This is a genomic window from Rhizobium sp. CG4, from assembly GCF_023701965.1.
Classification (GTDB): Bacteria; Pseudomonadota; Alphaproteobacteria; order Rhizobiales; family Rhizobiaceae; genus Agrobacterium.
Window position 1 is genome coordinate 967,736 of the sequence record NZ_JABAEG010000001.1, and the last position, 26,374, is coordinate 994,109.

General features: G+C 55.0%; 23 protein-coding genes. 5 read left to right on the plus strand and 18 right to left on the minus strand.

Annotated elements, in window-relative coordinates:
* Window position 1: 1 nt before the first annotated feature.
* The 3 genes from HGO37_RS04585 to HGO37_RS04595 all read right to left on the minus strand — a co-directional run bounded on the left by HGO37_RS04585 (window position 2) and on the right by HGO37_RS04595 (window position 3,622).
* Window positions 2-1,642 carry an ABC transporter substrate-binding protein gene (locus HGO37_RS04585; protein ID WP_250982298.1) on the minus strand — a complete coding sequence of 547 codons (1,641 nt, stop codon included), beginning with the start codon at window positions 1,640-1,642 and terminating at the stop codon, window positions 2-4.
* A gap of 31 nt (window positions 1,643-1,673) precedes the next feature.
* The gene (locus HGO37_RS04590) at window positions 1,674-2,735 is read right to left on the minus strand and encodes a dipeptidase (protein WP_250982299.1); all 1,062 of its coding nucleotides are present in this window, start codon (window positions 2,733-2,735) and stop codon (window positions 1,674-1,676) included.
* A gap of 212 nt (window positions 2,736-2,947) precedes the next feature.
* Window positions 2,948-3,622 carry a phosphoribosyltransferase gene (locus tag HGO37_RS04595; RefSeq protein WP_250982300.1) on the minus strand — a complete coding sequence of 225 codons (675 nt, stop codon included), beginning with the start codon at window positions 3,620-3,622 and terminating at the stop codon, window positions 2,948-2,950.
* Window positions 3,623-3,863: 241 nt separating this feature from the next.
* Here HGO37_RS04595 and HGO37_RS04600 point away from each other — a divergent pair, with 241 nt between their 5' ends.
* Window positions 3,864-5,036 (plus strand): M20 aminoacylase family protein, encoded by a 1,173-nt coding sequence (locus HGO37_RS04600; RefSeq protein ID WP_250982301.1) that lies wholly within the window; start codon window positions 3,864-3,866, stop codon window positions 5,034-5,036.
* Window positions 5,037-5,098: 62 nt separating this feature from the next.
* On the opposite strand, the gene HGO37_RS04605 is transcribed toward HGO37_RS04600, so the two are convergent.
* The 8 genes from HGO37_RS04605 to HGO37_RS04640 all read right to left on the minus strand — a co-directional run bounded on the left by HGO37_RS04605 (window position 5,099) and on the right by HGO37_RS04640 (window position 13,679).
* Window positions 5,099-6,892, minus strand: coding sequence for an adenine deaminase (locus HGO37_RS04605; RefSeq protein ID WP_250982302.1), 1,794 nt, complete (start codon window positions 6,890-6,892; stop codon window positions 5,099-5,101).
* On the minus strand, window positions 6,889-7,818 hold the full coding sequence (locus tag HGO37_RS04610) for a nucleoside hydrolase (protein ID WP_250982303.1): 930 nt from the start codon (window positions 7,816-7,818) through the stop codon (window positions 6,889-6,891). The genes HGO37_RS04605 and HGO37_RS04610 overlap by 4 nt, the downstream gene beginning before the upstream one ends.
* Window position 7,819: 1 nt before the next feature.
* A complete protein-coding gene (locus HGO37_RS04615; RefSeq protein ID WP_250982304.1) occupies window positions 7,820-8,842 on the minus strand; it encodes an ABC transporter ATP-binding protein in 1,023 nt (340 codons plus the stop codon).
* Complete coding sequence (locus HGO37_RS04620; RefSeq protein WP_250982305.1) at window positions 8,835-9,614, minus strand: ABC transporter permease; 780 nt, start codon at window positions 9,612-9,614, stop codon at window positions 8,835-8,837. The genes HGO37_RS04615 and HGO37_RS04620 overlap by 8 nt, the downstream gene beginning before the upstream one ends.
* Window positions 9,611-10,438, minus strand: a complete 828-nt coding sequence (locus tag HGO37_RS04625; RefSeq protein ID WP_250982306.1) for an ABC transporter permease — start codon at window positions 10,436-10,438, stop codon at window positions 9,611-9,613. Before HGO37_RS04625 ends, HGO37_RS04620 begins: the two co-directional genes overlap by 4 nt.
* Before the next feature lie 119 nt (window positions 10,439-10,557).
* Window positions 10,558-11,580 (minus strand): ABC transporter substrate-binding protein, encoded by a 1,023-nt coding sequence (locus HGO37_RS04630; protein WP_250982307.1) that lies wholly within the window; start codon window positions 11,578-11,580, stop codon window positions 10,558-10,560.
* On the minus strand, window positions 11,577-12,644 hold the full coding sequence (locus HGO37_RS04635) for a LacI family DNA-binding transcriptional regulator (protein WP_250982308.1): 1,068 nt from the start codon (window positions 12,642-12,644) through the stop codon (window positions 11,577-11,579). Before HGO37_RS04635 ends, HGO37_RS04630 begins: the two co-directional genes overlap by 4 nt.
* A gap of 120 nt (window positions 12,645-12,764) precedes the next feature.
* Window positions 12,765-13,679, minus strand: coding sequence for a LysR family transcriptional regulator (locus tag HGO37_RS04640; RefSeq protein ID WP_192487986.1), 915 nt, complete (start codon window positions 13,677-13,679; stop codon window positions 12,765-12,767).
* A 96-nt stretch (window positions 13,680-13,775) separates the two neighbouring features.
* Between HGO37_RS04640 and HGO37_RS04645 the strand changes: the two genes are divergently transcribed.
* The 3 genes from HGO37_RS04645 to HGO37_RS04655 all read left to right on the plus strand — a co-directional run bounded on the left by HGO37_RS04645 (window position 13,776) and on the right by HGO37_RS04655 (window position 17,939).
* Entirely contained in the window at window positions 13,776-14,963 is a 1,188-nt protein-coding gene (locus HGO37_RS04645) for an acyl-CoA dehydrogenase (protein WP_250982309.1), read from the plus strand.
* Between the two features lie 325 nt (window positions 14,964-15,288).
* On the plus strand, window positions 15,289-16,725 hold the full coding sequence (locus HGO37_RS04650; protein WP_250982310.1) for an NAD-dependent succinate-semialdehyde dehydrogenase: 1,437 nt from the start codon (window positions 15,289-15,291) through the stop codon (window positions 16,723-16,725).
* A 116-nt stretch (window positions 16,726-16,841) separates the two neighbouring features.
* Window positions 16,842-17,939: a DNA alkylation repair protein gene (locus HGO37_RS04655; protein WP_250982311.1), complete on the plus strand. Its 1,098-nt coding sequence runs from the start codon at window positions 16,842-16,844 to the stop codon at window positions 17,937-17,939.
* A gap of 11 nt (window positions 17,940-17,950) precedes the next feature.
* On the opposite strand, the gene HGO37_RS04660 is transcribed toward HGO37_RS04655, so the two are convergent.
* From HGO37_RS04660 to HGO37_RS04680, 5 genes are all read right to left on the minus strand, one after another.
* The gene (locus HGO37_RS04660) at window positions 17,951-18,976 is read right to left on the minus strand and encodes a sulfate/molybdate ABC transporter ATP-binding protein (RefSeq protein WP_192487982.1); all 1,026 of its coding nucleotides are present in this window, start codon (window positions 18,974-18,976) and stop codon (window positions 17,951-17,953) included.
* Complete coding sequence (cysW, locus tag HGO37_RS04665; protein ID WP_250982312.1) at window positions 18,973-19,866, minus strand: sulfate ABC transporter permease subunit CysW; 894 nt, start codon at window positions 19,864-19,866, stop codon at window positions 18,973-18,975. The genes HGO37_RS04660 and cysW overlap by 4 nt, the downstream gene beginning before the upstream one ends.
* A gap of 4 nt (window positions 19,867-19,870) precedes the next feature.
* Window positions 19,871-20,692, minus strand: coding sequence for a sulfate ABC transporter permease subunit CysT (gene cysT / locus HGO37_RS04670; RefSeq protein WP_250982313.1), 822 nt, complete (start codon window positions 20,690-20,692; stop codon window positions 19,871-19,873).
* 72 nt (window positions 20,693-20,764) lie between these two features.
* Window positions 20,765-21,751 (minus strand): thiosulfate ABC transporter substrate-binding protein CysP, encoded by a 987-nt coding sequence (gene cysP / locus HGO37_RS04675; protein WP_250982314.1) that lies wholly within the window; start codon window positions 21,749-21,751, stop codon window positions 20,765-20,767.
* 177 nt (window positions 21,752-21,928) lie between these two features.
* Window positions 21,929-23,008 (minus strand): enoyl-CoA hydratase/isomerase family protein, encoded by a 1,080-nt coding sequence (locus tag HGO37_RS04680; RefSeq protein WP_502941373.1) that lies wholly within the window; start codon window positions 23,006-23,008, stop codon window positions 21,929-21,931.
* A 306-nt stretch (window positions 23,009-23,314) separates the two neighbouring features.
* On the opposite strand from HGO37_RS04680, the gene HGO37_RS04685 reads away from it, so the two are divergent.
* Window positions 23,315-23,536, plus strand: a complete 222-nt coding sequence (locus tag HGO37_RS04685; RefSeq protein WP_250982315.1) for a DUF2934 domain-containing protein — start codon at window positions 23,315-23,317, stop codon at window positions 23,534-23,536.
* A gap of 44 nt (window positions 23,537-23,580) precedes the next feature.
* Here the strand turns inward: HGO37_RS04685 and HGO37_RS04690 are convergent, their stop codons facing one another.
* Together HGO37_RS04690 and nspC are read right to left on the minus strand one after the other, a co-directional pair.
* Complete coding sequence (locus tag HGO37_RS04690) at window positions 23,581-24,822, minus strand: saccharopine dehydrogenase family protein (protein ID WP_192487977.1); 1,242 nt, start codon at window positions 24,820-24,822, stop codon at window positions 23,581-23,583.
* A gap of 83 nt (window positions 24,823-24,905) precedes the next feature.
* Window positions 24,906-26,003, minus strand: coding sequence for a carboxynorspermidine decarboxylase (gene nspC / locus HGO37_RS04695; RefSeq protein ID WP_250982316.1), 1,098 nt, complete (start codon window positions 26,001-26,003; stop codon window positions 24,906-24,908).
* Between the last annotated feature and the right edge of the window lie 371 nt (window positions 26,004-26,374).

Here is a 26,374-nt window from a genome sequence, read left to right on the forward strand (position 1 = left end):
ATCAATCCTTGGAGATCGGGAAAACGAAGTTGGTGTCAAAGCTCGGACCAAGCTTGAAACCCTTCAGTTTGGCGGAATAACCGGCAACTTCTGTCTGCTGGAAAATCACGACAAACGGGCCGCTTTCGAGAACCTTCTTCTGCAGGTCTTCGTAAATTGCCGCACGCTTGGCATTGTCTTTTTCCAGAAGCGCAGACTGTGTTTCCTTCGTCAGCTCAGGCACGTCCCAGGCGTTGCGCCAGGCAAGCGTCTTGTTTTTGCCTTCGTCGGAGTTGTCATAGTTGATAGTGAAGGTTTCTGCATTGGAGTTCGGGTCGAAATAGTCCGAGCCCCACTGGCCGATGTAGATGTCATGCGTGCGTGCACGATACTTGGTCAGTGTCTGCTTGCCGTCACCTGGAATGATTTCCAGCTTGATGCCAGCCTGCGCAAGTGTCTGCTGGACGCTTTCGGCAATGCCGGTTACCGGCTGCGTGTTGCGAACATCCATGGTGACAGTGAAGCCATCAGCAAGACCGGCCTTTGCCAGCAGTTCCTTGGCCTTGGCAACGTCCAGCTTGTATGGATTCTCGTCGAGTGCACCCAACTGGCCCTTTGGTAGGAATGTCTGGTGGATTTCGCCGATGCCCTTAATCAGGGTTTCGCCAATCGCGTCGTAATCAACGAGGTATTTGAAGGCCTCGATAACTTCAGGCTTCTTCAGGTTCTCGTTTTTCTGGTTGAGGCTGAAGTAATAGACGGTGCCTTTTGGTGCAGAGGTAACCGAAAGGCCTTCCTTCTTGGAAACGGCTTCCATGTCGCCTGGCTCAAGGTTACGGGCAACGTCGATGTCACCATTTTCCAGCGCCAGACGCTGGCCGGAGCTTTCCTTCATGTGACGGTAAACGACACGCTTCAGCTTTGGTGCTTCACCGTAATAGTTGGTGTTGGCTTCCAGAATAACCGCTTCGTTAGCCTTCCAGCCAAGAATCTTGTACGGGCCGGAACCGGCGTAACCGGTCTTCAGGAACTCGTTGCCGAAATCTGTTTCATATTTGTAGTCGTCGGTCGGAGTAACGGCCTTTGCCTTTTCCTCGATCAGCTTTTTGTCGATAACGGACGCAACAGTAGAGGTCAGCACGTTGAGAACGAAGCTCGGTGCATAGGCCTTGTCGACTGTCAGGACGAAGGTTGCATCGTCTGAAGCCTTCGCCTTTTCAGTGACGTTGTCGCCAGTCAGGCCGAACTGCGTCAGCAGGAATGCAGGGGATTTATCAAGCTTGACTGCACGCTCAAACGAGAACGCAACGTCAGCAGCCGTAATCGAGTTGCCGGAAGCAAACTTCAGGCCCGACTTCAGCTTGAACGTATAGGTCATGCCATCGTCAGAGATCGTCCAGCTATCGGCCAGATCGCCAATCACCTTGGACGTATCGTCAATATTGATGGTGACCAGCTTGCTATAGGAGTTACCGGTCACTTCCGCAGCCGACAGCTCGAACGCCTCACCCGGATCGAGCGAAATAATGTCGTCGATTGCGAACCCTTCGACCAGCGTGTCCGCCGGTGTTGCAGCAAACACCTGCGGTGCAAATGCAACCGACAGGGCGAGCACAGCACTGGTGCTGAGAATACGCATGTTTTTATTGAACGACTTAATCATAGTTTCCCCTTTTCTGTGAGTACGACTGCACTCAACCTTTCACTGGCTCATGCCACGCTTGAGCCAGAACCCTCAGCCAGTTTTCCCGGCATATTTTAGCTATATCTTCTTCACCGTATCCCGCGTTTTGAAGCGCGGCAACCAGAATATGATTGCCACTCGCATCGGAAATTTCTGCCGGAATAGTTGCACCGTCGAAATCCGAACCAAGTGCCACACAATCAATTCCCATGCGCTCCACCATGTAGTCGATATGGCGGATCATGTCGGAAATTGGCGTGTTGCCGTCATTGCGACCATCGGCACGCAGCATGGTCACGGCATAGTTGAGGCCCGCAAGTCCCTTGCTTTCCTTGATTGCATCCATCTGCTTGTCGGTCAGGTTGCGGGCGACCGGCGTCAATGCATGCGCATTGGAGTGGCTGGCAATCAATGGCTGGTCGCTGGTCTTTGCCACATCCCAGAAGCCTTTTTCGGTAATGTGCGAAAGATCGATCAGAATACCCAGGCGGTTGCACGCATGCACCAGTTCGAAACCGGCATCGGTCAGGCCAGGTCCGGTATCTGTCGTCATTGGATAGGCGAATGGAACACCATGGCCGAAAATGTTGTGACGGCTCCAAACCGGACCGAGAGAGCGCAGGCCTGCCGCATAAAACACCTCCAGCGCATCGAGATCAGCCCCGATCGCCTCGCAGCCTTCCATATGCATGACAGCAGCAAACACGCCATCCGCCATCGCCTTGCGAATGTCGGCGGTGCTGCGGCACAGTCTCCAGGCACCGGCCTGGTCGAGCTTCAGGGCAATCGCTGCTTTCTCAAGCGCAATATCGAGAGAGGGGGACCGCTCCAGCGGCGCCGCCAAAGGCGTCTCGTAGTGACCGTTTTCATCCGGCTCTTTCAGAACCAGATCACCCGAGGGAATATAGATCGCACAAAGTCCGCCAGCCACACCGCCGGCCTTGCAGCGAGGTGCATCCATGTGCCCCTCTTTTGTGCCTTTCATAAACTCGGCAACGGGATCCGCGCCGGTTTTGCTGTTGTGCCACAAGCGAAGCAAAACATCATTGTGACCATCAAAAATCAATTGCATGCAGGAATGTCCGATACGGTTTGGGCGGGCAGCCATAATGGCCGTTTTGTCTGGCAGATGCCGGAATGTCACCGCGCGAGCAGCCTTTACCGGAGGCAACCTCCAAAGGCTCGAATATCTGTCGTATTCAAAGCTAAGAACATATCCTCAAAGAGTGCAAGCCGGATTTTTCATCACGACGCTTTTTTCACCAGTTCCTCAGAGGGGTAATGTTAAGCTATCCAACCGCCTTGCGTTTTGCCAAGAACAGGCGTGTGAAACACGCCACAAACCTTCGCCTGCCAATCCGGATCCGAGGAGGAAACCCGGTCACGCCAACGGTCGGATTGCAGCATGGCCGCACCAATCACCACAGGAGCCAATCCACGCGCTGCAAGCAGCGACAAACCGGCAATAATCGATGTTCCGCTGGAGATCACATCATCAACAAGCGCTATTCTTTTCGCCTCCATCAGAGGCAACATGCGCGGGTCTATATAGAGGCGTTTCTGCTGGTCCGGTGTGGTGATGGAGGACAGCGGCACCGACAATTCATCCAGGTACCAGAACTTGCGCGATGTCCCGAGCGGCACATACCGTGTGTGGCCAAGCTTACGTGCAACTTCCGAGGCAAGGGTCAGTCCCAGTGTCGGCAAACCAACAATCACATCGGGATCATAGGCTCTAAGCTTCGCGGCAAGGTTTTCCGCCAGCGCATCCAGCACCGTAAAACTGGCCTGATTGACGATCAGCGACGCAAGCGCATGCTGGCCATCGGCAAGCGGACGAATTGGCAGGCAAATCTGCCGACCATCTTCAAGACTTGCCGGATAAAATCCGTCATGGGGGCCGGAAACATCAAAACTGCCGGCTGCGTGGATTTCCTGCCAGAATTCGTGAGGAAGCATATCGGGTACCTTGCTCTGAGTGCTGGAAAAGGTCAGTCAATTCAGAGGTTGCTGTTCATTTCGCTGATTGCCGCGCTTATAAAGCATCAGATCAAAAAGTGTACGCAGTTTTCGGATAATTAGCGCCGCGGAACCAATTCTGATTTGTTTCCAGCCGCTACGGACTATAAGCTTGGTGGACATTTCGACAGACAGGAACCGCCGCTCGTTTCCGGTTCCATTTACCAGCAGGAATACCGCAATGCCCATGCAGGACAGAATATCAAAAGACGTGCCGTTTCTGACTGCACTGCGCCGGGACTTGCATGCCCATCCCGAGCTTGGTTTTGAAGAAGAGCGCACCAGCGATATCGTTGCAAATCTTCTGGAAGAAGCAGGCGTAAAAATCCATCGCGGCCTAGGCAAGACCGGTGTTGTCGGCACGCTGCAGATTGGCAACGGCACCAGAACCATCGGCCTGCGTGCCGACATGGATGCGCTCGCCATGCCGGAAGTGGCAGAGCGGCCGTACAAGTCGACCGTCGCTGGAAAAATGCATGCCTGCGGTCATGACGGGCACACCACCATGCTGTTGGGTGCTGCACGTTATCTCGCCGAAACCCGCAATTTTTCAGGCACAGTCCATTTCATTTTCCAGCCAGCCGAAGAAGGTCGTGGCGGTGCGCGCAAAATGCTGGAAGACGGATTTTTTGACCTGTTCCCATGCGATGCGATCTACGGCCTGCACAATATGCCGGGACTGGCAACCGATGAAATGGCTGTGGTCGAAGGCCCGCAACTTGCCTCGTCCGACAGCTGGCGCATCACATTTAAAGGCGTTGGTACCCATGGTGCAAAACCGCATCTGGGCCGCGACCCCGTCACAGCGGCGGGCAGCTTCCTCGCCTCCCTGCAAAGCATTGTCGGCCGGGTGGTTGACCCGTTACAGCCAGCTGTCGTTAGCGCATGCTCCGTGCAGGCTGGCAATCCAAAGGCCCTGAATGTCATTCCCGATATCGTTGAAATCGGCGGCACGGCCCGCGCCTACACACCGCATGTCCGTGACCAGCTTGAGGAAGAAATCGGCCGCCTGGCACATGGCACGGCCGCCATGTTCGGCATTGAGGTTTCCTATGAATTTGAACGTCGCATTCCGCCTGTTGTGAACGATGCAGACGCAACAAAGCGGGCTTTGTCGGCAGCACAAACTGTGTTTGGATCAAAAACACAAACCAGCTTCCCACCGTCAACGGCCGGCGATGATTTCTCGTTCTTCTCAGGCAAGGTGCCGGGCTGTTATGTCTGGCTGGGCAATGGTCCAGCCGTGGACGGCGCGCTGCACCACAACACATCCTATGACTTCAACGATGACGCCATCGCCTCGGGCGTGGCCTTCTGGTCGACATTGGTCGAGCAGGAATTGCTGGCCGAATGAAAACTTGACGGTCAACAGACGTCACCCCCGCCCTAAGCGACGGGGGTGACAAGGTTGGTATCTTAGCCGATAACGGCAAGAACAGGGCTTGTCATGACCTTCCCGGTGACGACATCAGCAATGCCCATATCGGTCTGATGTGGACCAACATTGCAGGCAAGCGTTGCACCAAAGCAGGCCTTGAACACTAGATAAGGCGGTTGCCACTCAACGACATTGCCCACAGCTTCGCGAACCTGTTCAAAGGCAGAAGATACCTCGGCAAGTGGCGCCTCAGACACCAATCCTGACAATGGCAACGGCAGCAGCGCAGTCACTTTACCCTTCGACGCAACGGCCATACCACCGCCTGCCTTGATGACCGCATTGGCAGCCAGCGCCATGTCGTCGACATTGCCGCCAAACACCGTGAGGTTGTGGCTGTCATGGGCAACTGTGGTGGCGAATGCACCGTTCCACTCTCCCCACCCACCGAGGAAACCGGTGCGTGGTTTGGCAGTCGCCTTGCCGTGGCGATGAACAACCGAAATCATGGTTGTTCCCTGTGGCGGCACGACAAAACCATCAACGACGTCGGCTTCCGTTTCACCCCATTGGGTAAAGCGCGGCCGATCAATGGTCGCAAGACGAACTCTGTTGCCGGCAGATTTCACCCGGAAATCATCGGCCGACAGTTCTTCGACATGCACGGAGCTAAACAGTGGTTTGCTATCGGCAGCCGACAGAGCCACAGACATCACACCATTTTCGGCAACGGGTACACCGCCTGCAAAAACGTGGCGTGCCCTAAAGTTTTGCAGGTCCTCAAACAGCACCAGATCAGCGCGTCTTCCGGCGGCGATCAGACCAAGGTCAGAGCGACCAAGCCGCATGGCTGCGTTCAATGTCGCGGCCTTCAGCGCCCAGACTGCCGGCAGACCGTAACGAACCAGCCGCCGCACAACATCATCCAGTCCACCGCCATTGAGCAGATCATCGGGAAACACGTCGTCGGTGCACAGTGTCAGGGTTTGCGGCAGGTGGCGCAGCTTGTTCAACGCTTCGACAAATTCCGGCAGCAGGTGATCATGCGAACCGCGAAGCTCAATCGTCAGGCCGGCACGCAGCTTGGACATCAGATCTTCGGCAGAGGTCAACTCGTGGTCGGAGGTTACGCCAGCTGTCATGAAGGCATTGAGGTCGGCACCGGCAAGACCGCGCGCATGGCCGCAGATCAGCTTTTCGCTGGCAAGACCTTCCTGCATGATGGCGCTCATGCGCGGGTCGCCATCAATGACACCGCGCATGTTCATCATTTCCGCAACGCCACCAATTTCCGGCCAAAACAACAATTCCGACAGAACACTGGCGTCGAAATCCGCACCAGCCTGCTCCAGACCCGGAGCGGATGGTACGCAGGATGGTGCAAGCACGATAGTTCTGAGATTGAGGCCTTTGGCCGCTTCAACAGCCCAGCGCACGCCATCGACACCATGCACATTGCCGAATTCATGCGGGTCCCAGACGATGCTGGTCACGCCTCGACTGAGAACGGCACCGGCATAAACCGACGGCGTCACCATGGAGCTTTCGATATGCATATGCGTGTCGATCAGGCCCGGTGCGATGAAGGCACCGCTGGCATCGATCACCCGCTCGGCATCCGACCGGCTGCCAGCCTCATGCACACTGGCAATCAGCGAACCAACGAGACCGATATCGGCAGGTCGAAGCTCTTCCGTCACCATATCAACGAGTGTGCCGCCCTTGATAAGAATATCAAACGGCATGTCACCACGGGCCGCCGCCACGGCACGGCTTCGCAGAGCCTCGACGTTCAGATCGTCGGGCTCATGCTGCGGATAATCCGATATCATCGCGCGCCCTCCACAACGAGGGTTTTCAGAATGATGTCACGGGCACGTTCAGCATTGACCTCCGCACCGTAACGGGCGTTGAACACGGCACGACCGGGGCGCGCTTCGAGAACCGTACGTCCCCGCGTGAATGTTCCCTGCAGCTCCACGTCAATACGCGCCTTTTGCCATGTCACAAGCTCAGGATAACAAAACGCCACGGCAGCAACCGGATCATAAAGCGCCATCGAGGAGCGACCACGGCTGGTTGCAATACGAATAAAACCACCGAGGAAATCGGCAATCATCTCCGCGTTGCGCCCACCGGCGTTGCGCACCGGATCAACATCCTCAGGGCTCGCGGTGACCTTACGGCAAAGGTCGAGATCCACCATGTGGAATGGCAGCCGACTGGAAATGACAATCGACAGGGCTTCGGGGTCCGCAAAGGCATTGAACTCGGCAGATGCCGTGTGATTGCCTGCGGTAACGCCGCCGCCCATCCATGTCAGGTCGGTAATTCGCTCGGCAAGATCGGGCCGTGCGAGACAGAGCGCTGCAATATTGGTGAGCGGGCCGAGCGCAAGAATACGCTTTTCCCCTTCGCCATTTTCCAGCCAGTCACACAATGCGATAAAAGCCATACCGCGTGGAATGGTCAGCGGTCCAACATCCGGCAGGGTCCGGCCAAGCGTCGGAATGCCCGTTTCACCGAGAATACGCTCGGCAGTTTCCAGCTGGCCAAGCACCGGCAGTTCGCGGCCACTATGGATCGGAAAATCCCAGCCAAATGCCGCAACCGCACCTGCTGCATTCTGGCAGGCCTGTTTGAGTGGCGCATTGCCAAAGACCAGCGATACGCCGTCGATTTTAAGGCCAGACTGCATCACCACCAGAACGGCGGCAATGTCGTCAAAGCCCATATCGGTATCGATCCAGACACCCATATCAGACCTCGTTCAGACGTGCCGCTTTTTCAATCGGCAGGTCAAAATCAAGTTGGTCACCCAGCGCATGCGATGGCAGTGCGGCATCCGTTTCCGCCTTGATCGGGCCAAGCGGCGTATCGAGAAGATATTCACGTGTGTTGCCGGCAAAGGACGTGCCGCGCACGGTACCCCGGAAAGGACCGGAACCGAGGTTTACCATGCGCGGCCGCCAGGCCAGTCCTGCAGCAGCAGGGATCTGGCCAGAAAGAGCCACATTGCCGTTCGGCGTTTTCAACTGGCCATTGTCAAGCGAAAAGACATTTTCGAAGCCAACGAAGTCTGCAACGAAAGAGGATACCGGAGCATCATAGATCTCCTCCGGCGTGCCGATCTGCTCGATGGCACCGCCCTTCATCACGACGATGCGGTCAGCAAGCGCCAGTGCTTCGATCTGGTCGTGGGTAACGAAAATCATCGTTACGCCGGTTTCCTTCTGAACACGCTGAAGTTCAGTGCGCATTTCAAGACGCAGACGTGCATCGAGGTTGGACAGCGGCTCGTCCAGCAGAAGCACTTTCGGCTCCATCACCATCGAACGGGCCAATGCCACACGTTGCTGCTGACCGCCGGAAAGTTCTGCCGGCTTGCGCGACGCGAAGTTGGAAAGGCCAACCGACTTCAAACCGGAATTGACCTTGTCTTCCAGTTTTTTGCCCGTCATGCCCTTGAGCTTGAGGCCGAAGGCCACATTCTCAAATACCGTCAGGTGCGGGAAAAGCGCGTAGGACTGGAACACCAGACCGACCGCACGCTTGTTGGCAGATACGCGGGTAATGTCGACTCCATCAAGATCAATCCGTCCACCGGCAATCGGCATGAGGCCGGCAACAGCGCGCATGGTCGTGGTCTTGCCACAGCCCGACGGGCCAAGCAGCGCCAGCAATTCGCCCTTGCGGATGTCCAGATTGAGATCCTTGACGGCAATCGAATTGCCGTAGGCCAGAGAGAGGTTCTGAAGGGAGAGATATTTTGCGTCAGACATAACGGGAGAACCCCAGGAAACGTTCGGCAAGGAAAACAATGCCGATGGAAAGGAAAGCTAAGAGCGAAGAAAGCGCGGCAACGGACGGATCGAAAACAATTTCCATGTAGCCCAGCATGTCGATGGGCAGGGTGCGCACGCCTGGACCGGACAGGAACAGCGACACAGGCACCTGATTGAAGCTCGTTACGAAACCAAGAATGAAGGCGGACAGGATGCCGCCACGGATGTTGGGCAACACCACCCGGAAGAAAGCACCAAGCCGCGAGGAACCAAGCAGAACAGCCGCTTCCTCAATGTCCGAACGCAGGTTGTTGAGGCTGGCAGACACCACCCGCACCGCATAGGGCAGGATGAGCGCCGTATGCGCCAGAAACAGAGCCAGCGTAATGCCAACGCCAAATGGCACGACAAAATAACGCAGCAATGCCAAACCAACGATGATGCCCGGCACGATAATCGGCGCGGAAACGATGGTTCTGACCGTCTCGGCAAACGGCAGCTTGTAGCGCGACATGGCGTAAGCTGCGGGAATGCCGAGCACCAGGGCCGTAAACGTACCGCCAATGGCCAGGAACATCGACATGGCAAAACTTGCCCGGAAGCTCTCAACAGTAAAGACCTTGGCGATCCATTTCAGGGAGAAACCCTGCGGCGGAAAAGCCAGCGTATCACCGGCGGAGAAGGATGCCGCCACAATGATCAGGAACGGCCCGATAAGGAAGCCAAGCACCAACAGGAGCGTAATGGGAATGAAAAGGCGTTGGGTCATTTCTTGTTCCTCGCTGTCGCCAGTCGCTTGAGCAGGATGTTGGCAGCAAAGCTCATGATGATGAGAATGAAGGCGATGACGCTGGCGGATACGAAATTGTTCGAAACCGTAACCTGCTGGTAGAGCAGCGTTTCAAGCATCAGCACCTTGGAACCGCCGAGGATGGCGGGCGTGATATAGGCTGTCAGCGAACCGGTGAAAACCAGCGTACCACCCACCACCAGACCTTCTTTGGTCAGCGGCAGAATGACCTTCCAGAACACCTGGAACCAGTTGGCACCGAGCACGCGGGCCGCAGCAATCGTGTCCTTCGGCATGTTTTCAAGCGCGCTGATCAGCGAAATGATCATCAATGGCAGGAAAAGCTGCAACAGACCGATAAACACGGCCGTTTCACTGAACAGGATACGGATCGGCGCGTCGCTCAAACCGATCGACATCAGCGCCTGATTGACGATACCCGTGCGGCCCAGAATAACGATCCACGCATAGGTACGGGCAACCGGCGAAATCATCAGCGGTAAAACGACCAGATTGACAGCGTGTCCCTTGGAGCCGGGCGGCAGGCTGACAATGGCGAAAGCCGCCACATAACCGATGACCGCAGAGACCAGCGTTACCATGGCACCCAGCTTAAGGGTGCGCAGAAACACCGTCTGGTTCAGCGGCTCGGAGAAAAAATCGACATAGGCGCTCAATGTCCACCCTTGCGGAGTGTGGAAACCCTCCGAAAGCAGCATGAACACCGGCACAAGAAAAACCGCTGCTGCAAAAATCGCTGCCGGCAGAGCAAGCGCCAGAGCTTCAGTCCGGTTCTGAAACATTCAAATCATCCTTCAAGCGGTGCACCGTGCACCGCAAAGCGCAATCAAACCTCGTAAAGAGCGGAGTGCGGTCGGGTTACCCCGAGCCGCACTCCTCAAGCCTTGGGAGGCTATCTGTATTACTGGCCGACCTTGGCGTTCCACTCGGACAACCATGCGTCGCGGTTGTCGAGAGCGACAGCAGACGGAATGAGCTGCAGGCTCTTTGCGGTTTCTTCGCCATAGGTGATGTTGTTGGCAACATCGTCGGAAACCTTGACTTCCTTGTTGGTCGGGCTGTCGACCAGCTTTTCAGCGAGAGCCTTCTGAACGTCTGTGGACAGCCAGAAGTCCATGAACTGCAGCGCCAGGTCTTCGTTCTTGCCATCCTTTGGCAGGATCAGAACGTTCATGCCGCCCGTCTGGCCTTCCTTTGGCGTTGCCCATGCCAGTGGCAGGTCAAGCTTGGTGAAAGGTGCCCAGGAGAACCGACCGATTGGTGCGGCCCAGATTTCTTCCTGCTGCATGAGCTGCACGAGCTGCGAAGACTTCACGTAGAAGGTTACGATCTCGTCCTTCTTTTCACCGAGCGCTTCGATAGCGCCCTTCAGGTCCGGCGTGTCCTTGCCGATGGCCTTGCCGAGCATATAGAGCGCTGGCGGGCCCTGGTTGGTGGTGACGTTCGGGAAAGCAACGTGATCAACAACGTCATCCTTCAGAAGATCAGCCCAGGAATCGATCTTCATCTTGTCGGTGCGATAAACGATGGATGTGGCGTAGAAGTTGACGCCAACACTCATGCCGTCGCCATTCGGGTCCTTGGCAATGTCGTACAGCTTTTCGATGTTCGGAACCTTGGCGGCATCGATCTTCTGCGTCAGGTCCTTGCGTGTGGCGGAAAGAGCGTCAGCCATCGAAACGATTGCGAGATCAACGACAGGATTTGCCTTGTTGGCTTCCATCTTGGCAAGACGTTCAACGCTGTTGCCGGTTTCAACGACCAGCTTGCAACCACACTTTTCTTCGAATGGTGTGTAGACGAGTTCCTTGAACTCATCCTGGGCAAATGCGTAGACGGAGATCGTCAGCGTCTTGTCCTGCGCCTGTGCGGCACCCATGGTCAGCATCAAGGCTGTGCCCGACGCGAAAAGAATCTTTTTCATGTTATTTGTTCTCCAGCTCTAGAGTTTTTGACGTTCATAAGACGATTGGTCACCGGGCCTGCCGAACCACGAATGACAAGTTCCATCGGCACCTTGGACACCTCCGAGGTGACATTTCCCGATATCTGTTTTCCGGCCACATCCTCGTTTTCGATCACGCTGACGAGTGCTGCCACGGCAATTTCTGCAATACGGTCCATATCCATGCGCATTGTGGTCAATGGCGGCGTGACGACAGGACCCCAGATAAGATCATCAAATCCTGCAACGCTGGCCTGCTCGGGCACGTTGATGCCTTCCCGCTGCAATTCCGTCAGGATACGCAGGGCATGCAGATCGGATACAGCCGCAAATGCTGTAAATCCGTTCTGGACCTTTTCCGCCAGTCCGAGACCGCAATCGCCGCCGGCCGTCTGTTCCAACCGTTCGATCCACAATGTCTCCGTCACGCAGCCATTTGGCAAGGCGGAGCGAATGCCACCCAATCGGTCATTCTGCACGTTGGAGTCAGGGTTTTTGCCGACAAGCAGGATTTTGCGATGACCGAGATCGGAAAGGTAATTGCCAAGAGTTGCGCCACCTTCCCAGTGGTCGGCAGAGACCGTATTCCCGGGTGTCGACGGGCTGTCGATAACAGCCACCGGAAAATCCACATCAGCAATGCGGGTGCCACGACGTGGAACAATCACCATGCCATCAACACCCCGCTCGATAAGCCGGTTAATCGCTTCGGTCTGTTTGGAAATTTCGCCGCGGGAGTCGGCAATCAGCACGCCGTAACCGGCATTGCCAGCGGCCTGTTCAATGGCCTGCGCAATTTGCGGGAAAAGGGGATTGGCAATGTCGGGCAGAACAAGCCCAAGAACGCCGCTGCGGCCGGTGCGAAGTGCACGCCCGGCAGAACTTGGCACATAACCCAGTTCATCAGCGGTTTTGCGGATTTTTTCACTCAATTCGGCAGAAACACGGCCCTTGCCCGACAGCGCGTTGGACACCGTCGCAACCGACACACCCAATGCCGTTGCGATCGCGCTCAGATTTGTTCCGGGCCGCAGAGTTGCCATACCAATCAATCGTAGTGATTAAACGTTTAATCAGCATAAGCGAGATGAATTTGCGAGTCGAGTCCCGTCGCCTCAAAAACAAGGGATAACGCGGTAACGCCCTCAAACGACGCTAAAAATTTATAAATTGGCCTGTTTTCGATATTGCTCGACCTGCCCCAGCAGCCACTCTCGGAACAACTTTACCGGCACATGGTTGCTGCGCGAAACCGGCGCGACGGCGTAATAGGAACTGGGGCTTCTGACCTGATGCGGAAACGCCTGCACGATCTGCCCGACCTTCAACTCCACCTCGATCAGAAACAATGGCATCAATGCAATACCAAGGCCGGCAATACAGGCCTGCGCAACGCTTGAAAACTGTTCGAAACGCATGCCTTTGGAGGGAGACGTGACAATACCCAAGCTCTGAAACCAGTGATCCCAGGCGCCCGGCCGTGATGCCATATGAAGTAACGGGAAATCGGCAATATCTTGCGCGGATTTGATGGGATGATCAGCCAGAAATGCAGGGCTGCAGACCGGCGCCACCATTTCCGGCATCAGAAACGTGCTTTCTGCCGCTGGCCAGTCCGGCTGCCCGATATGGATCGCCATATCGATGCCCTCCCTCTCGAAATCGAACTGGCCGATACGGGTGGCAAAATTGATGGTGATCTCGGGGTGGCTGTCGACAAAATCGGGAATACGCGGCAACAGCCAACGTGTACCGAATGTCGGCAACATGGCCAGATTTAAAACACTGCCATGCGTTTTAGTCATAAGCTGCAGAGATGCAGCGCGTATTTCACCCAGCGCTGCGCCTATTGCCTTGGCATAAGTGCGGCCTTCAGCTGTCAGCGAAACACCGCGTGCACCACGCTCAAACAATCGTACACCAAGCTGCTCTTCCAGCGACATAACCTGCCGGCTGATAGCACCCTGCGTGAGCGACAACTCATCGGCAGCCAATGAAAAACTGCCAAGCCGCGCCACGGAATCGAAGGCGGCAAGTGCACTGGAGGACGGCAGTAATTTGCGGCTGAGCGTTGTCATGGATCATTACTATATGGAATAGGAAAATGAGTAAACATTGCTTGCTTGCGACGGCACAATGCCCAATTATCGCTCCTACAAACAGGAGACGTAATTGTGAGTGAGCGTGTTGCATTCAACTGGCAGGACCCTTTCCTGCTCGAAGACCAACTGACCGAAGACGAGCGGATGATCCGCGATACGGCGGCGGCATTTGCCGAAGCCGAACTTCTGCCTCGCATTCAGGAAGCCTATCTCACCGAGACATCCGAGCCAGAATTGTTCCGCCTGATGGGCCAGACCGGCCTGCTGGGTGTGACTTTGCCTGAGAAATACGGCGCAGCAGAAGCAAGTTACGTTGCCTATGGTCTCGTCGCACGCGAAGTCGAACGTATCGACAGCGGCTATCGTTCGATGATGAGCGTGCAGTCCTCGCTGGTCATTTATCCGATCTTTGCCTACGGCTCTGAAGAACAGAAAGACAAATACCTGCCAGGCCTCGTGTCCGGCGAACTGATCGGCTGCTTTGGTCTGACGGAACCGGATGCCGGCTCCGATCCCGGCGGCATGAAAACCCGCGCCGAAAAGATCGAAGGCGGTTATCGTCTGCGTGGCGCCAAGACCTGGATTTCCAACGCACCGATCGCGGATGTTTTTGTGGTCTGGGCAAAGTCGGAAGCACACAACAATGAAATCCGTGGCTTCGTGCTGGAAAAAGGCATGAAGGGTCTTTCAGCTCCAAAAATCGGCGGAAAACTGTCCCTGCGCGCGTCGATAACAGGTGAAATCGTCATGGACGGCGTTGAAGTTGGCGAAGACGCGCTACTGCCAAACGTCTCCGGCCTCAAGGGCCCGTTCGGTTGCCTCAACCGCGCCCGATACGGCATTTCCTGGGGCGTGCTGGGTGCAGCGGAAGATTGCTGGGTCCGCGCCCGTCAATATGGCCTTGACCGCAAGCAGTTCGGCAAGCCGCTGGCTGGCATGCAGCTTTACCAGAAGAAACTGGCCGACATGCAAACGGAAATCACCCTTGGTCTGCAGGCCTCCTTGCGGGTTGGCCGCCTGATGGATGAACACAAGATGGCACCGGAAATGATTTCCATCGTCAAGCGCAACAATTGCGGCAAGGCACTGGATGTGGCGCGCCAAGCCCGTGACATGCACGGCGGCAACGGTATCCAGATCGAGTATCACGTCATGCGCCATGCCCAGAACCTGGAAACAGTCAACACCTACGAAGGCACGCATGATGTGCATGCACTGATCCTTGGGCGTGCGCAGACCGGTATTCAAGCCTTCTTCTGATCTTACAAGCCATCAGCAGCAAAAAACCGGCATCCAAAAAGGTGCCGGTTTTTTTCATTGCTGAACATGATTTGAAACGCACAAATTGCGCCCATCAGCATCTAAAATGACGTTTCAGTTCAATAAATTTGAACGCAAATCATATTGCAATGCAGCAGACGAAACCCAATATGTCAGGTGTCCGGTCTCCCATCCTATAACGGCACAAAGATTTTACAACGCGCTGTTAGCCAGTTTCACGTCTATGGTTTTGTAACCACCGGACAAGTCCTGGAATTGGTCTCCCCCTAGCGCGCTGATACACACCAAATCACAAAGGTTTGACATGTACACTTATCCAGACATCCAGCTTTTCATCAACGGCGAATGGCGCAATGCCATCAACAGTGAGACGATTGCCGTCAGCGACCCCGCAACCGACGAAATTATTGGCAAGATTGCCCACGCCACCAAGCCTGATCTCGATCTGGCGCTGGCCGCGGCGGACGAAGGGTTCAAAGTCTGGCGTGATACCTCGCCTTATGATCGCTCCAAGATCATGCGTCGCGCTGCCGACATTCTGCGCGAACGCAAGGATTACATTGCCTGGATCATGACCCGCGAACAGGGCAAACCGCTGGCACAGTCTGCCATGGAAGTGGTGGGCGCGGCCGACACCATCGACTGGTTTGCCGAAGAAGCCCGCAGAACCTACGGCCAGGTCATTCCATCACGCGCCACTGGGGTTTCGCAGCTTGCCATCAAGCTGCCGGTTGGCCCGGTTGCCGCCTTCACACCGTGGAACTTCCCGATCAACCAGATCGTCCGCAAGCTGTCCGCTGCCCTGTCCACTGGATGTTCGATCATCGTCAAGGCACCAGAGGAAACCCCGGCATCTCCGGCCGAACTGATCCGCGCCTTTGCTGATGCCGGCGTTCCGGCTGGCGTTATCAACCTCGTTTATGGTGTTCCTGCCGAAATTTCCGAATACCTCATTCCGCATCCGGTTATCCGCAAGATTTCGTTTACCGGTTCGACACCAATCGGCAAACACCTTGCCGCCTTGGCTGGCAAGCACATGAAGCGCGCCACCATGGAACTGGGCGGTCACGCACCGGTTATGATCTTTGATGACGCCGACATCGAAAAGGCAATTGCTGTTACCTCCCTGTCGAAGTATCGCAATGCCGGACAGGTCTGTGTTTCTCCGACCCGCTTCCTGGTTCAGGAGGGTGTGGCCGATCGTTTCCTTGAAGGCTTCGTGGAAGCTGCCAAGGCCGTCAAGGTTGGCAATGGCCTTGAAAGCGATGTCACCATGGGCCCGCTGGCCAATGAACGCCGCATTCCGGCCATCGAAGCACTGATCAACGATGCTGTTTCGCATGGCGCCGAGTTGAAGACCGGTGGCAACCGCATCGGCAACCGCGGCAACTTCTTCGAGCCAACGGTTCTGGCCAATGTACCAACCCACGCCAAGATCATGAATGACGAGCCGTTCGGCCCGGTCGCTATCATCAACAAGTTCTCGAAGTTCGAGGACGCAGTGACGGAAGCAAACCGCTTGCCCTTCGGTCTCGCCTCTTACGCCTTCACCGGTTCTGCCAAGACAGCCCACGACCTCGGTCGCCAAGTGGAAGCAGGCATGCTGACCATCAACCACAATGGTCTGGCCCTGCCGGAAGTGCCGTTTGGTGGCATCAAGGACAGTGGTTACGGCACGGAAGGTGGCTCTGAAGCCACACAGGCTTATCTCGAAACCCGCTTCATCAGCCAGATGAGCTGATACAGCACTGCTTTTCGAGGAAACCCGGCGCCACAAACGCCGGGTTTTCTTTTATCGATTGCCTCGCTGTCGTTTTACGATTAAGGAACAAAAAGAGAACAATCGGATCGCAGAAAATGGCGCAAGAACCCCAGCCCGCCCTGAAGGAAATATTCAATCGCGACCGCCTGCGGCACCTTGCGTCGATTACCAAGGCAGCACACGCACCTTTTGATGAGGCGGCTTTCATGCACCATGCCATGTTGGGACTTGATGATCTCGGCATCATGCAACGCATGCGGCAAGTTGCCATTGCCTGGCACGCCGTTTTGCCCGGCGACTACAACCGTAATATCGAAATTCTCACGGCTCTTGCGCCTCACATCAATCATGGTTTCGCCTCGATCAGCCTTGCAGAATATGTGGCGCTTTATGGTCAGGACCATTTCGAACAGTCGATGCAGGCGCTGCACTATTTCACCCGTTTCGGCTCATCGGAATTTGCAATCCGGCATTTTCTGGCAAAGGACATGTCGCGCACATTGGATGTTATGCAGACATGGGCATTTGATGAAAACGAGCATGTGCGTCGGCTGAGTTCGGAAGGTTGCCGTCCGCGCTTGCCATGGTCTTTCCAGTTAAAGGCATTGGTATACGACCCCGCCCCGGTCATGCCTATTCTGGAGAAGCTGAAAAGCGATCCGTCCCTTTATGTCCGCAAATCCGTGGCCAACCATCTCAATGACATCACCAAGGATAATCCGGCCTTCGTTTTGCAGAAGGTGGCGACATGGCCCACGGATAATCAGCACACCACGTGGATCATCCGCCAGGCGCTGCGTACCCTGATCAAGAAAGGCGACAACTCGGCTCTGGCCATTCTTGGCGTGAAGGGCAAGGCAGACGTTGTTGTTGAAAGCTTTCAGGTATCACCTGACAACATCTCACTTGGAGAGAATGTACGAATTGCCGCTGCGATCAAGGCGACCGGTACGGAGCGACAAAAGCTGGTAGTGGACTATGCCCTCCACTACGTCAAAAAAGCTGGCAGCACGGCGCCCAAGGTTTTCAAATGGAAAGAACTGCATCTGGAACCTGGCGAGCGTGTCGAACTTGGCATCAACCGCGCTATCAAAGACTTTACGACCCGGACACATTATCCAGGCCGCCATCAGGTCGATCTGCTGATCAATGGTGAAATCAAGGCGCAGGGCGAATTTACCCTCACCTCATAATACCCACGGCTTTAGCTTGCTGGAAAAATCCGGGCCCGTCGCACGACCACATATCCGGTTTCACCAGCCTCTACACCGTTTTCCGGGGGCACATCGAATTCGAGGATATCCCCGGCTTCGGTGCTGGCAATCACCCGTCGTTCACCGGCCCGGTCCAGCACCCGGATAACCTTCGCAGGCAACCCGTCGTGGAGGTGTTCCCAATCCAGATCGACTGGACGAACGAAGATATCGACCTTGCCGTCACCGGAATGATAGGCAAAGGGCAATTCCATTTCGCCGACAAACACCTTGCCGTTTCTGGCAACGCCGGAGATACGATTGGCATCGCCCAGAAAGCGCATGACGAACGGCGACACCGGATTGCGGCAAACCTCTTTAGACGTGCCCTGCTGCTCGATCTTTCCGTCTTTCAGAATGACGACACGGTCGGCCAGATCGAGCGCTTCCTCCTGATCATGCGTCACGAAAATCGTGGTGATACCAAGCTCCTCATGAATTTCGCGCAACCAGCGGCGCAGATCACGGCGCACATTGGCGTCGAGAGCACCAAAAGGCTCATCCAGCAGCAACACTTTTGGATCAACCGAAAGCGCGCGTGCCAGAGCAACACGCTGACGCTGGCCGCCGGAAATCTGCGCCGGAAACCGATCACCCAGCCCGTCCAGCTTTACCAGCCGCAACAGCTCGTCAACGCGTGCCGCAATCGCTGCCTTGTCACGTTTGACGCGTGACACCTTCATGCCAAAAGCAATGTTTTCATTGAGCGTCATGTGTGGAAACAGCGCATAATGCTGGAACACAAAACCAACCCCACGGTCTCTCACCGGAATATTGGTCGCGTCCTCGTCACCAAACATGATGCGGCCGCCATCGGCATATTCAAGCCCGGCCACCATGCGCAGGATCGTCGTTTTGCCAGAACCGGAAGGGCCAAGCAGCGCAAGCAATTCACCGCTTTCGATATCCAGAGACACATCATGCACGGCACGGAATGTATCGAAGGTCTTCACCACATTTTCGAGGCGGATTTTCATGCATGTGTCTCCGTGGATGCAGCACTGGCACCATTTTCAGCCTTGCGGCCACGCCCGGCGCCGCGTCGTTCCAGCATGACCTTGGCAATGATGGTGACCACCGCCAGGAAAGCCAGAATGGAGGCGGACGCGAAGGCGCCCGCCGTCTGATAGTCATGATAAAGCAGCTCGATATGCAGCGGCAGCGTATTGGTTTGCCCGCGAATATTGCCCGATACCACTGACACCGCGCCGAATTCGCCCATCACACGCGCGTTGCAGAGCACAACGCCATACAGCAAAGCCCATTTGATATTCGGCAATGTGACCGAGAAGAATGTCCGCCAGCCGGAAGCACCCAGCGAGGTTGCCGCCTCTTCCAGATCACGGCCCTGCGCCTGCATCAGCGGAATAAGCTCACGCGCCACAAAGGGTGCCGTCACGAACATCGACGCAATCACGATGCCCGGAAGGGCAAACAGGATCTTGATGTCGTAGGCATCCAGCAACGGCCCAAACAGCCCCTGCAGACCATAGACAAATAGATAGGCCACACCCGCAACAATCGGAGAGATCGAAAAAGGTATTTCAATGACCACCAGAAGCAGCCTGCGACCGGGAAAATCAAACTTGGTGATTGCCCATGCCGCCGCAATACCGAACACCGTATTGATCGGAACCGCAATCAGCGCCGTAACCACCGTCAGGAAAATCGCGTGGCGTGTATCCGGATGAATGATCGTCGCGGAATAGGCCTTCAAGCCAGCCGAAAAAGCCTCAACACCAATGATAACAAGTGGCGCAACCACCAGCAGGAAACCGATGATCAACACAAAGGCAATCAAGGAGCGGCGAACAAGCGGTGTATCACCGACGCGTGGCGGTTTGCGATGAGAATAGATTGCACTCATGGCTTCAACTCCTCACCGTATAACGAAGGGCCCGAGCCTGCAGCAGGTTGGTCACCGCCAGCATCAGGAATGCCGTCAACAACAGCACCGATGCAATCGCTGCGGCGGCCTGGTAGTCATATTCCTCGAGCCGAATGAAAACGAGCAACGAGGTGATTTCAGTTTCAAATGGCTGGTTTCCGGCGATAAAAATAATCGCACCAAATTCACCCAGACTGCGGGCAAAGGACAGCGAAAGACCCGCCAGAATGGCGGGTGTGAGCAACGGCAGAATGACTTTGCGAAAGATTTCCCAGTCAGAGCCACCAAGCGATTGTGCGGCCTCTTCGAGAGCAGGATCGAGGTCTTCCAGCACCGGCTGCACAGTGCGCACGATAAAGGGCAGGCTGGTAAAGGCCATCGCAATCATGATGCCGATCGGCGTGTAGGCAACCTTGATACCGACCATTGCGAGAACGGAGCCAAACCAGCCATTGCCTGCAAACAGGGCAGTCAGTGCGATACCGGCAACTGCGGTCGGCAAGGCGAAGGGCAGATCGACAATTGCATCGACAAAACGCCAGCCGGGAAAACGGTAACGGGTCAGCACCCATGCCAGCGCCAAACCGAACACCACGTTAAAGCAAGTGGCCGCCAAGGCGCAAAGAACCGTAACTCGGTAGCTGGCAACCGCGCGCGGCGACGACACGATGTTCCAGTATTCAACAGGCCCAAGGCTGGCAGCCTTGAACACCAGTGCTGCCAGCGGCAGCAACACGATAACGCCAACGTAAAAAAGGGTTACGCCGAGTGAGAGGCTTAACCCCGGCAAGACATTGCGTTTCAAACGGCATCCCCCAAACAAATTGACCCGGCAGGTTTGCCCTGCCGGGTTAAATCCGTACTCAGTGCGATTTTATCAACGGTTGCCGTAAAGCTTGTCAAGGACGGCGCCGGACGCAAAATGCTCCTTCTGCACCTTATCCCAACCACCGAAAACATCGCCCACTGTCACCAGGCGAATTGCTGGGAACTGATCCTTGAATTCTGCAGCGACCTTTTCGTTGTTGACGCGGTGGCCGAATTCAGCGGCGATTTTCTGACCTTCTTCCGTATAGAGGAAGTCGAGGTAGGATTTTGCCAGTTCACGCGAGCCGCGCTTGTCAACGACCTTGTCGACGACAGCAACCGGGAATTCTGCAAGCAGGCTGACCGACGGCACCACGCTTTCGAACTTGTCGGTGCCATATTGCTTGGCAATGCCACGGGTTTCAGCTTCAAATGTGATGATCACGTCACCGATTTCGCGTTCAACGAAGGTGGTGGTGGCAGCGCGGCCTCCGGTGTCAAAAACCGGAACGTTCTCAAAGATTTTCTTGACGAAACCTTCAACCTTCGCCTCGTCGCCCTTAAACACTTCCTTGGCATATGCGGTGGCAGCCAGATAGGTGTAGCGGGCATTGCCGGAGGTTTTCGGGTTTGGGAAAACAATCTTCACATCATCGCGCGCCAGATCGTCCCAGTCCTTGATATTCTTCGGGTTACCGGCGCGAACGAGGAAAGACGGGAAGGAGTAGAATGGCGAAGCGTTGTTCGGAAAGTCTTTCTGCCAGTCAGCAGAGACAAAACCCTGCTTCACCAGAAAATCGATATCCGTTACCTGATTGAACGTCACAACGTCGGCTTCCAGACCTTCGACAATGGCGCGCGCCTGCTTGGATGTACCAGCGTGAGACTGGTCAACCGTTACGCCCGGATGCGCCTTGATGAAGGCTTCATTTTCGGCAGCAAAGACTTCACGCGCAACGTCATAGGATGCGTTGAGCAGCGTTTTCGGCGCTTGGGCAAAAGCCTGACCGGAGAAGAGAACAGCAAGTGCTGAACCGAGAATGAGAAGGCGCTTCATTGAATTCCCCACAAATGAACTGAGGATGAAACTATAGATAGCAGCCCGCTCATGCGAGGAATCCCCCTCCAACACCTCTACGGAAAGGAGAATTTTACGCCAAATGAATTGGCGGTATGCGATTAATATTCCCTCTCAGGCAAATAGGAGGAAGTATTGCCTAAAGCTTTTGCAAGTTTACAGCCTGTGGCTGGCAAAAACGGGGTGGGGATTTTGGCCAAAATACCGTACGATATCTTCATTTGTGACATCGCTGAGCATAGCCGGTTGCCACTGGGGATTGCGGTCCTTATCGATGATCGCCGCCCTCACACCCTCATAAAAATCATAGCCCTTTAAAACCTCTAATCCAGCCGCGAATTCACGCTCCAAACATTCGATCAGACCGGAACTGTCACGGGCCAGCCGCAACATACGCAAGGTGATTTTCAGGCTGGTTGGTGATCTCTTCTGCAGGGTCTGTAGTGTCGTTTGCGAAAAAGCATCATCCCTGGCCTTCAACGTGGCAATAATCTCTTCAACCGTATTATGGCTAAACACGGCATCGATAAGCTCGCGACCGGTTTCAAACATCCCCGGTGCTGGCGGCGTTGAAAATTGCGCCAACAGCATCTCAATGCCCTTATGCACATGCGATGGACCAAGTGCAGAGATTGCTTTGGTCAACTCCTCCAATCGCTCTGACGGAACGTGCACATCCGCAAGTCCTGCAAATATCGCATCCGCAGCATTGACCTCATTGCCCGTCAAACCCATCCATGTGCCAATTTCCCCGGGCGCCTTTGGCAAAAGCCAGCTGACCCCGACATCTGGAAAATAGCCTATCCCGGTTTCGGGCATCGCAAGACGTGTCGTCTCCGTCACCACACGGAACGCACCGTGGGCGGAAAGCCCCACGCCACCTCCCATGACAATGCCATCCATTAGAGCGATATAGGGTTTGGGATAATGTGCGATAGTATAGTTGAGCGGAAATTCCTCCCGCCAAAAACGGCTGACATCCGGATCGTTTGCCTTGCCAAGGTCATGGATAATGCGGATGTCACCGCCGGCGCAAAAGGCCCGTCCGCCCTCACCGGCAACAATGACACTGGTTATCTCAGGGTCATCGGCGAAGGTGGCCAATGCCTCCCTCATATGATGCACCATATTCAGGTTCAGACTGTTGAGTGCACGCGGCCGGTTAAGCTGGATGATCCCAAGATAACCTTTGCGCTCGACCATGAGCTCATTGTCGGGACCGGTCATGTCATTCATCTGATCACCTAAAATTGAATGCTAGGAAGCGCTGTTCGGTTTTCATTGTGAAAGTACATTTTACAGGTGGCAATGCATTGATAAACACCAATGCCGGTCCAGGATCGATACAACTTTCGTCCCAAAAATCGCATGGATTTGACAAATGGCAACCATGGCGTTCTTGCAGCGCAGCAAGAACGCTTGACGCCTGCCGAATCATGCCTTGTAATGACCTCTCAGATTGCCGGCGCAATCCCTGTCCAGCGTCCTGCCGGCCATGCGTATCGCGTTGCACAAGCAACGATCATCAACAGGAGATTTGAAATGCAGTCTTCGGAATACGAATGGATCAGCAAGCGTGCCTACACACTGTGGGAGGCAGAAGGACATCCAAATGGCAGGGATGCCGAACATTGGGGTCAAGCGACCCGGGAGTTTAAACTTTTGAACGAATCCACTGCCACCCATCCGGCCGTCAAAAGAAAAACCGCTGCAAAGGCTGCCGCACCCGCCAAACCGAAAAAGATCAAGGTTCCGGCCGAATAGGCCATAAAAAAGCCCCGCAATTGCGGGGCTTTTTTTGTCTATCTTCAAGAGAAGTCCAGCGCGCGATCGCCGTTCTCATCCTTGATGCGCGTCGGCAGGCCGATGCGGTTCAGGATGTCGAGGAATGGCTGCGGCGGCAGTTCTTCCACGTTTGCCATCTGCTTCACATCCCACTCACCGGTCGCAATCAACATCGCCGCAGCAACTGGTGGCACGCCAGCAGTGTAGGAAATGCCCTGACTGCCGACTTCTTCATAGGCTTCCTTGTGGTCAGCCACGTTGTAAATGAAGACTTCGCGTTCCTTGCCGTCTTTGGTGCCTTTGACGATATCGCCAATGCAAGTCTTGCCGACATAATCAGGTGCAAGAGATGACGGATCAGGCAAAACGGCCTTGACCACCTTCAGCGGCACAACTTCAAGTCCTTCGGCGGTCTTAACCGGCTTTTCAGACAGAAGACCAAGGTTGTTCAGCACGGTAAAGACGTTGATGTAGTGATCACCAAAGCCCATCCAGAAACGGACATCGGCGCCGTCCATGTTCTTGGACAGCGAATGCACTTCGTCATGGCCGGTCATGTAGGCTTTTTGCTTGCCGACAACCGGCAGGTCAAATTCCTGACCAACCTCGAACATCTTGTTGGTCTGCCACTGCTGGTTCTGCCAGGAGTAAACAACGCCCGTGAACTCCCGGAAGTTGATTTCCGGGTCAAAATTGGTGGAGAACCAGCGACCATGGCTGCCAGCGTTGATATCAACGATATCAACCGACGTGACCTTGTCGAAATATTCATCCTTGGCAAGGCGTGCATAGGCGTTCACGACACCCGGGTCGAAACCGACGCCGAGAATGGCAGTAATACCTTTTTCCTTGCACTCTGCGGCGCGCTTCCACTCGTAGTTTCCGTACCACGGTGGTGCTTCGCAGATTTTACCCGGATCTTCGTGGATTGCAGTATCCATATAGGCAACACCTGCATCCATGCAGGCGCGAAGAACGGACATGTTCACGAAAGCCGAACCGACGTTGATAACAATTTCAACACCGGTTTTCTCTATCAAGGCTTTTGTTGCCTCAACATCCATAGCGTCAAGCGCATGGGCCTCAAGCTTCACCTCGGTTTTGAGGCTCTTCTTCTCGCGTACGGATTCGACAATCTTGCGGCACTTTTCAACGGTGCGTGACGCAATATGAATGTCTCCCAATACATCGCTGTTCTGGGCGCACTTGTGCGCCACGACCTGTGCCACGCCACCGGCGCCGATGATGAGAACGTTCTTCTTCATTTCAGGTGATGCCTCCTTTTCCCCACGGGGATAAGATACTGTTGGATTAGGTTTTACAGGAGCTGCCCTTCTGACAGCTCATGTTACGACAGACTTTGCTCGTAATCGGCAAAATCAAATTCACGGATCGGACGAAGCGAGCCATCCAGTTCCTTGATGACGATGGCCGGCATTTTCACGCCATTGAACCAGTTTTTTTTGACCATAGTATAGCCAGCAGCGTCCTGGAACGAAATCCGGTCGCCGATCTTGAGCTCGGAGCCAAAACGGAACTCGCCGAAAATATCGCCGGCGAGGCAGGACTTGCCGCAAACCATGAAGTTGTGGTCGCCTTCATTCGGCGTTACCTTGGCGTTCTCCCGGTAGATCAGCAGATCGAGCATATGTGCTTCGATCGAGCTGTCGACAATTGCCAGGTTTTTGCCGTTATAAAGCGTATCGAGAACCGTCACTTCAAGCGTCGTGCTCTTGGTGATCGAAGCCTCGCCTGGCTCCAGATAAACCTGCACGTCGTATTTTTGCGAGAACGCCTTGAGGCGGTCACAGAATGCATCGATCGGGTAACCTTCGCCGGTAAAGTGGATGCCACCACCAAGGCTTACCCATTCGGCGCGAGAAAGCAGCGTTCCAAACTTTTCCTCGATCTGCGTCAACATGCGGTCAAACAGCGCAAAATCATTGTTTTCGCAGTTGTTGTGGATCATGAAGCCGGAGATCCGATCCATGACCTTCTCGACCTTGGCGACGTCCCACTCACCGAGACGGCTGAACGGACGGGCCGGGTCCGCCAGATCAAAACTGGACGAGCTGACCTGAGGATTGAGGCGAAGTCCGCGCGTGATACCAGCAGCCTTGTCAGCAAAACGCTCAAGCTGGCTGATCGAGTTAAAAATAATTTTGTCAGCATGCGAGATGACTTCATCGATCTCGTAATCGGCATAGGCCACGCTGTAAGCATGAGTTTCGCCGCCAAACTTCTCATGGCCGAGACGAACCTCGTACAGCGATGAGGATGTCGTGCCATCCATATACTGGCTCATGAAATCGAACACCGACCATGTGGCAAAGCACTTCAACGCCAGCAAAGCCTTGGCGCCGGACTTCTCCCGCACATAGGCAATCTTCTCCATGTTCTGGAGCAGTCTGGACTTGTCGATCATGTAATAAGGTGTCTGAATCATCGCGGCGTCACATCTTCGTCTATAGGATTTTGATGGGCCTTATATGATGCTTGTGACAGGAAAACAAATAACCACGCAGAAATGTTGTGCGTGTGCAAACCCTGTTTGCCAAAAAAAGCCGTCAACAGGCTGTCATCGCCAGCAAATTCCTTTTGTCATGGAACAATATGCAGTCTCGAGCTGTTTAAAGCCGTAGTTGGTAAAGTTGGCGTGAAGCGTACCTGCGAGCGCCCTAATGGAGATAAATATGAGAGGCATTCTTCTCTGGCTGGTGGGTATTCCTATCCCAGTCATTATCCTTCTCTACTTCTTCGGCTATATGTGAGACACGCAATAGACGTATTTTTGACAGGGCAACAACTGAAAGGGAC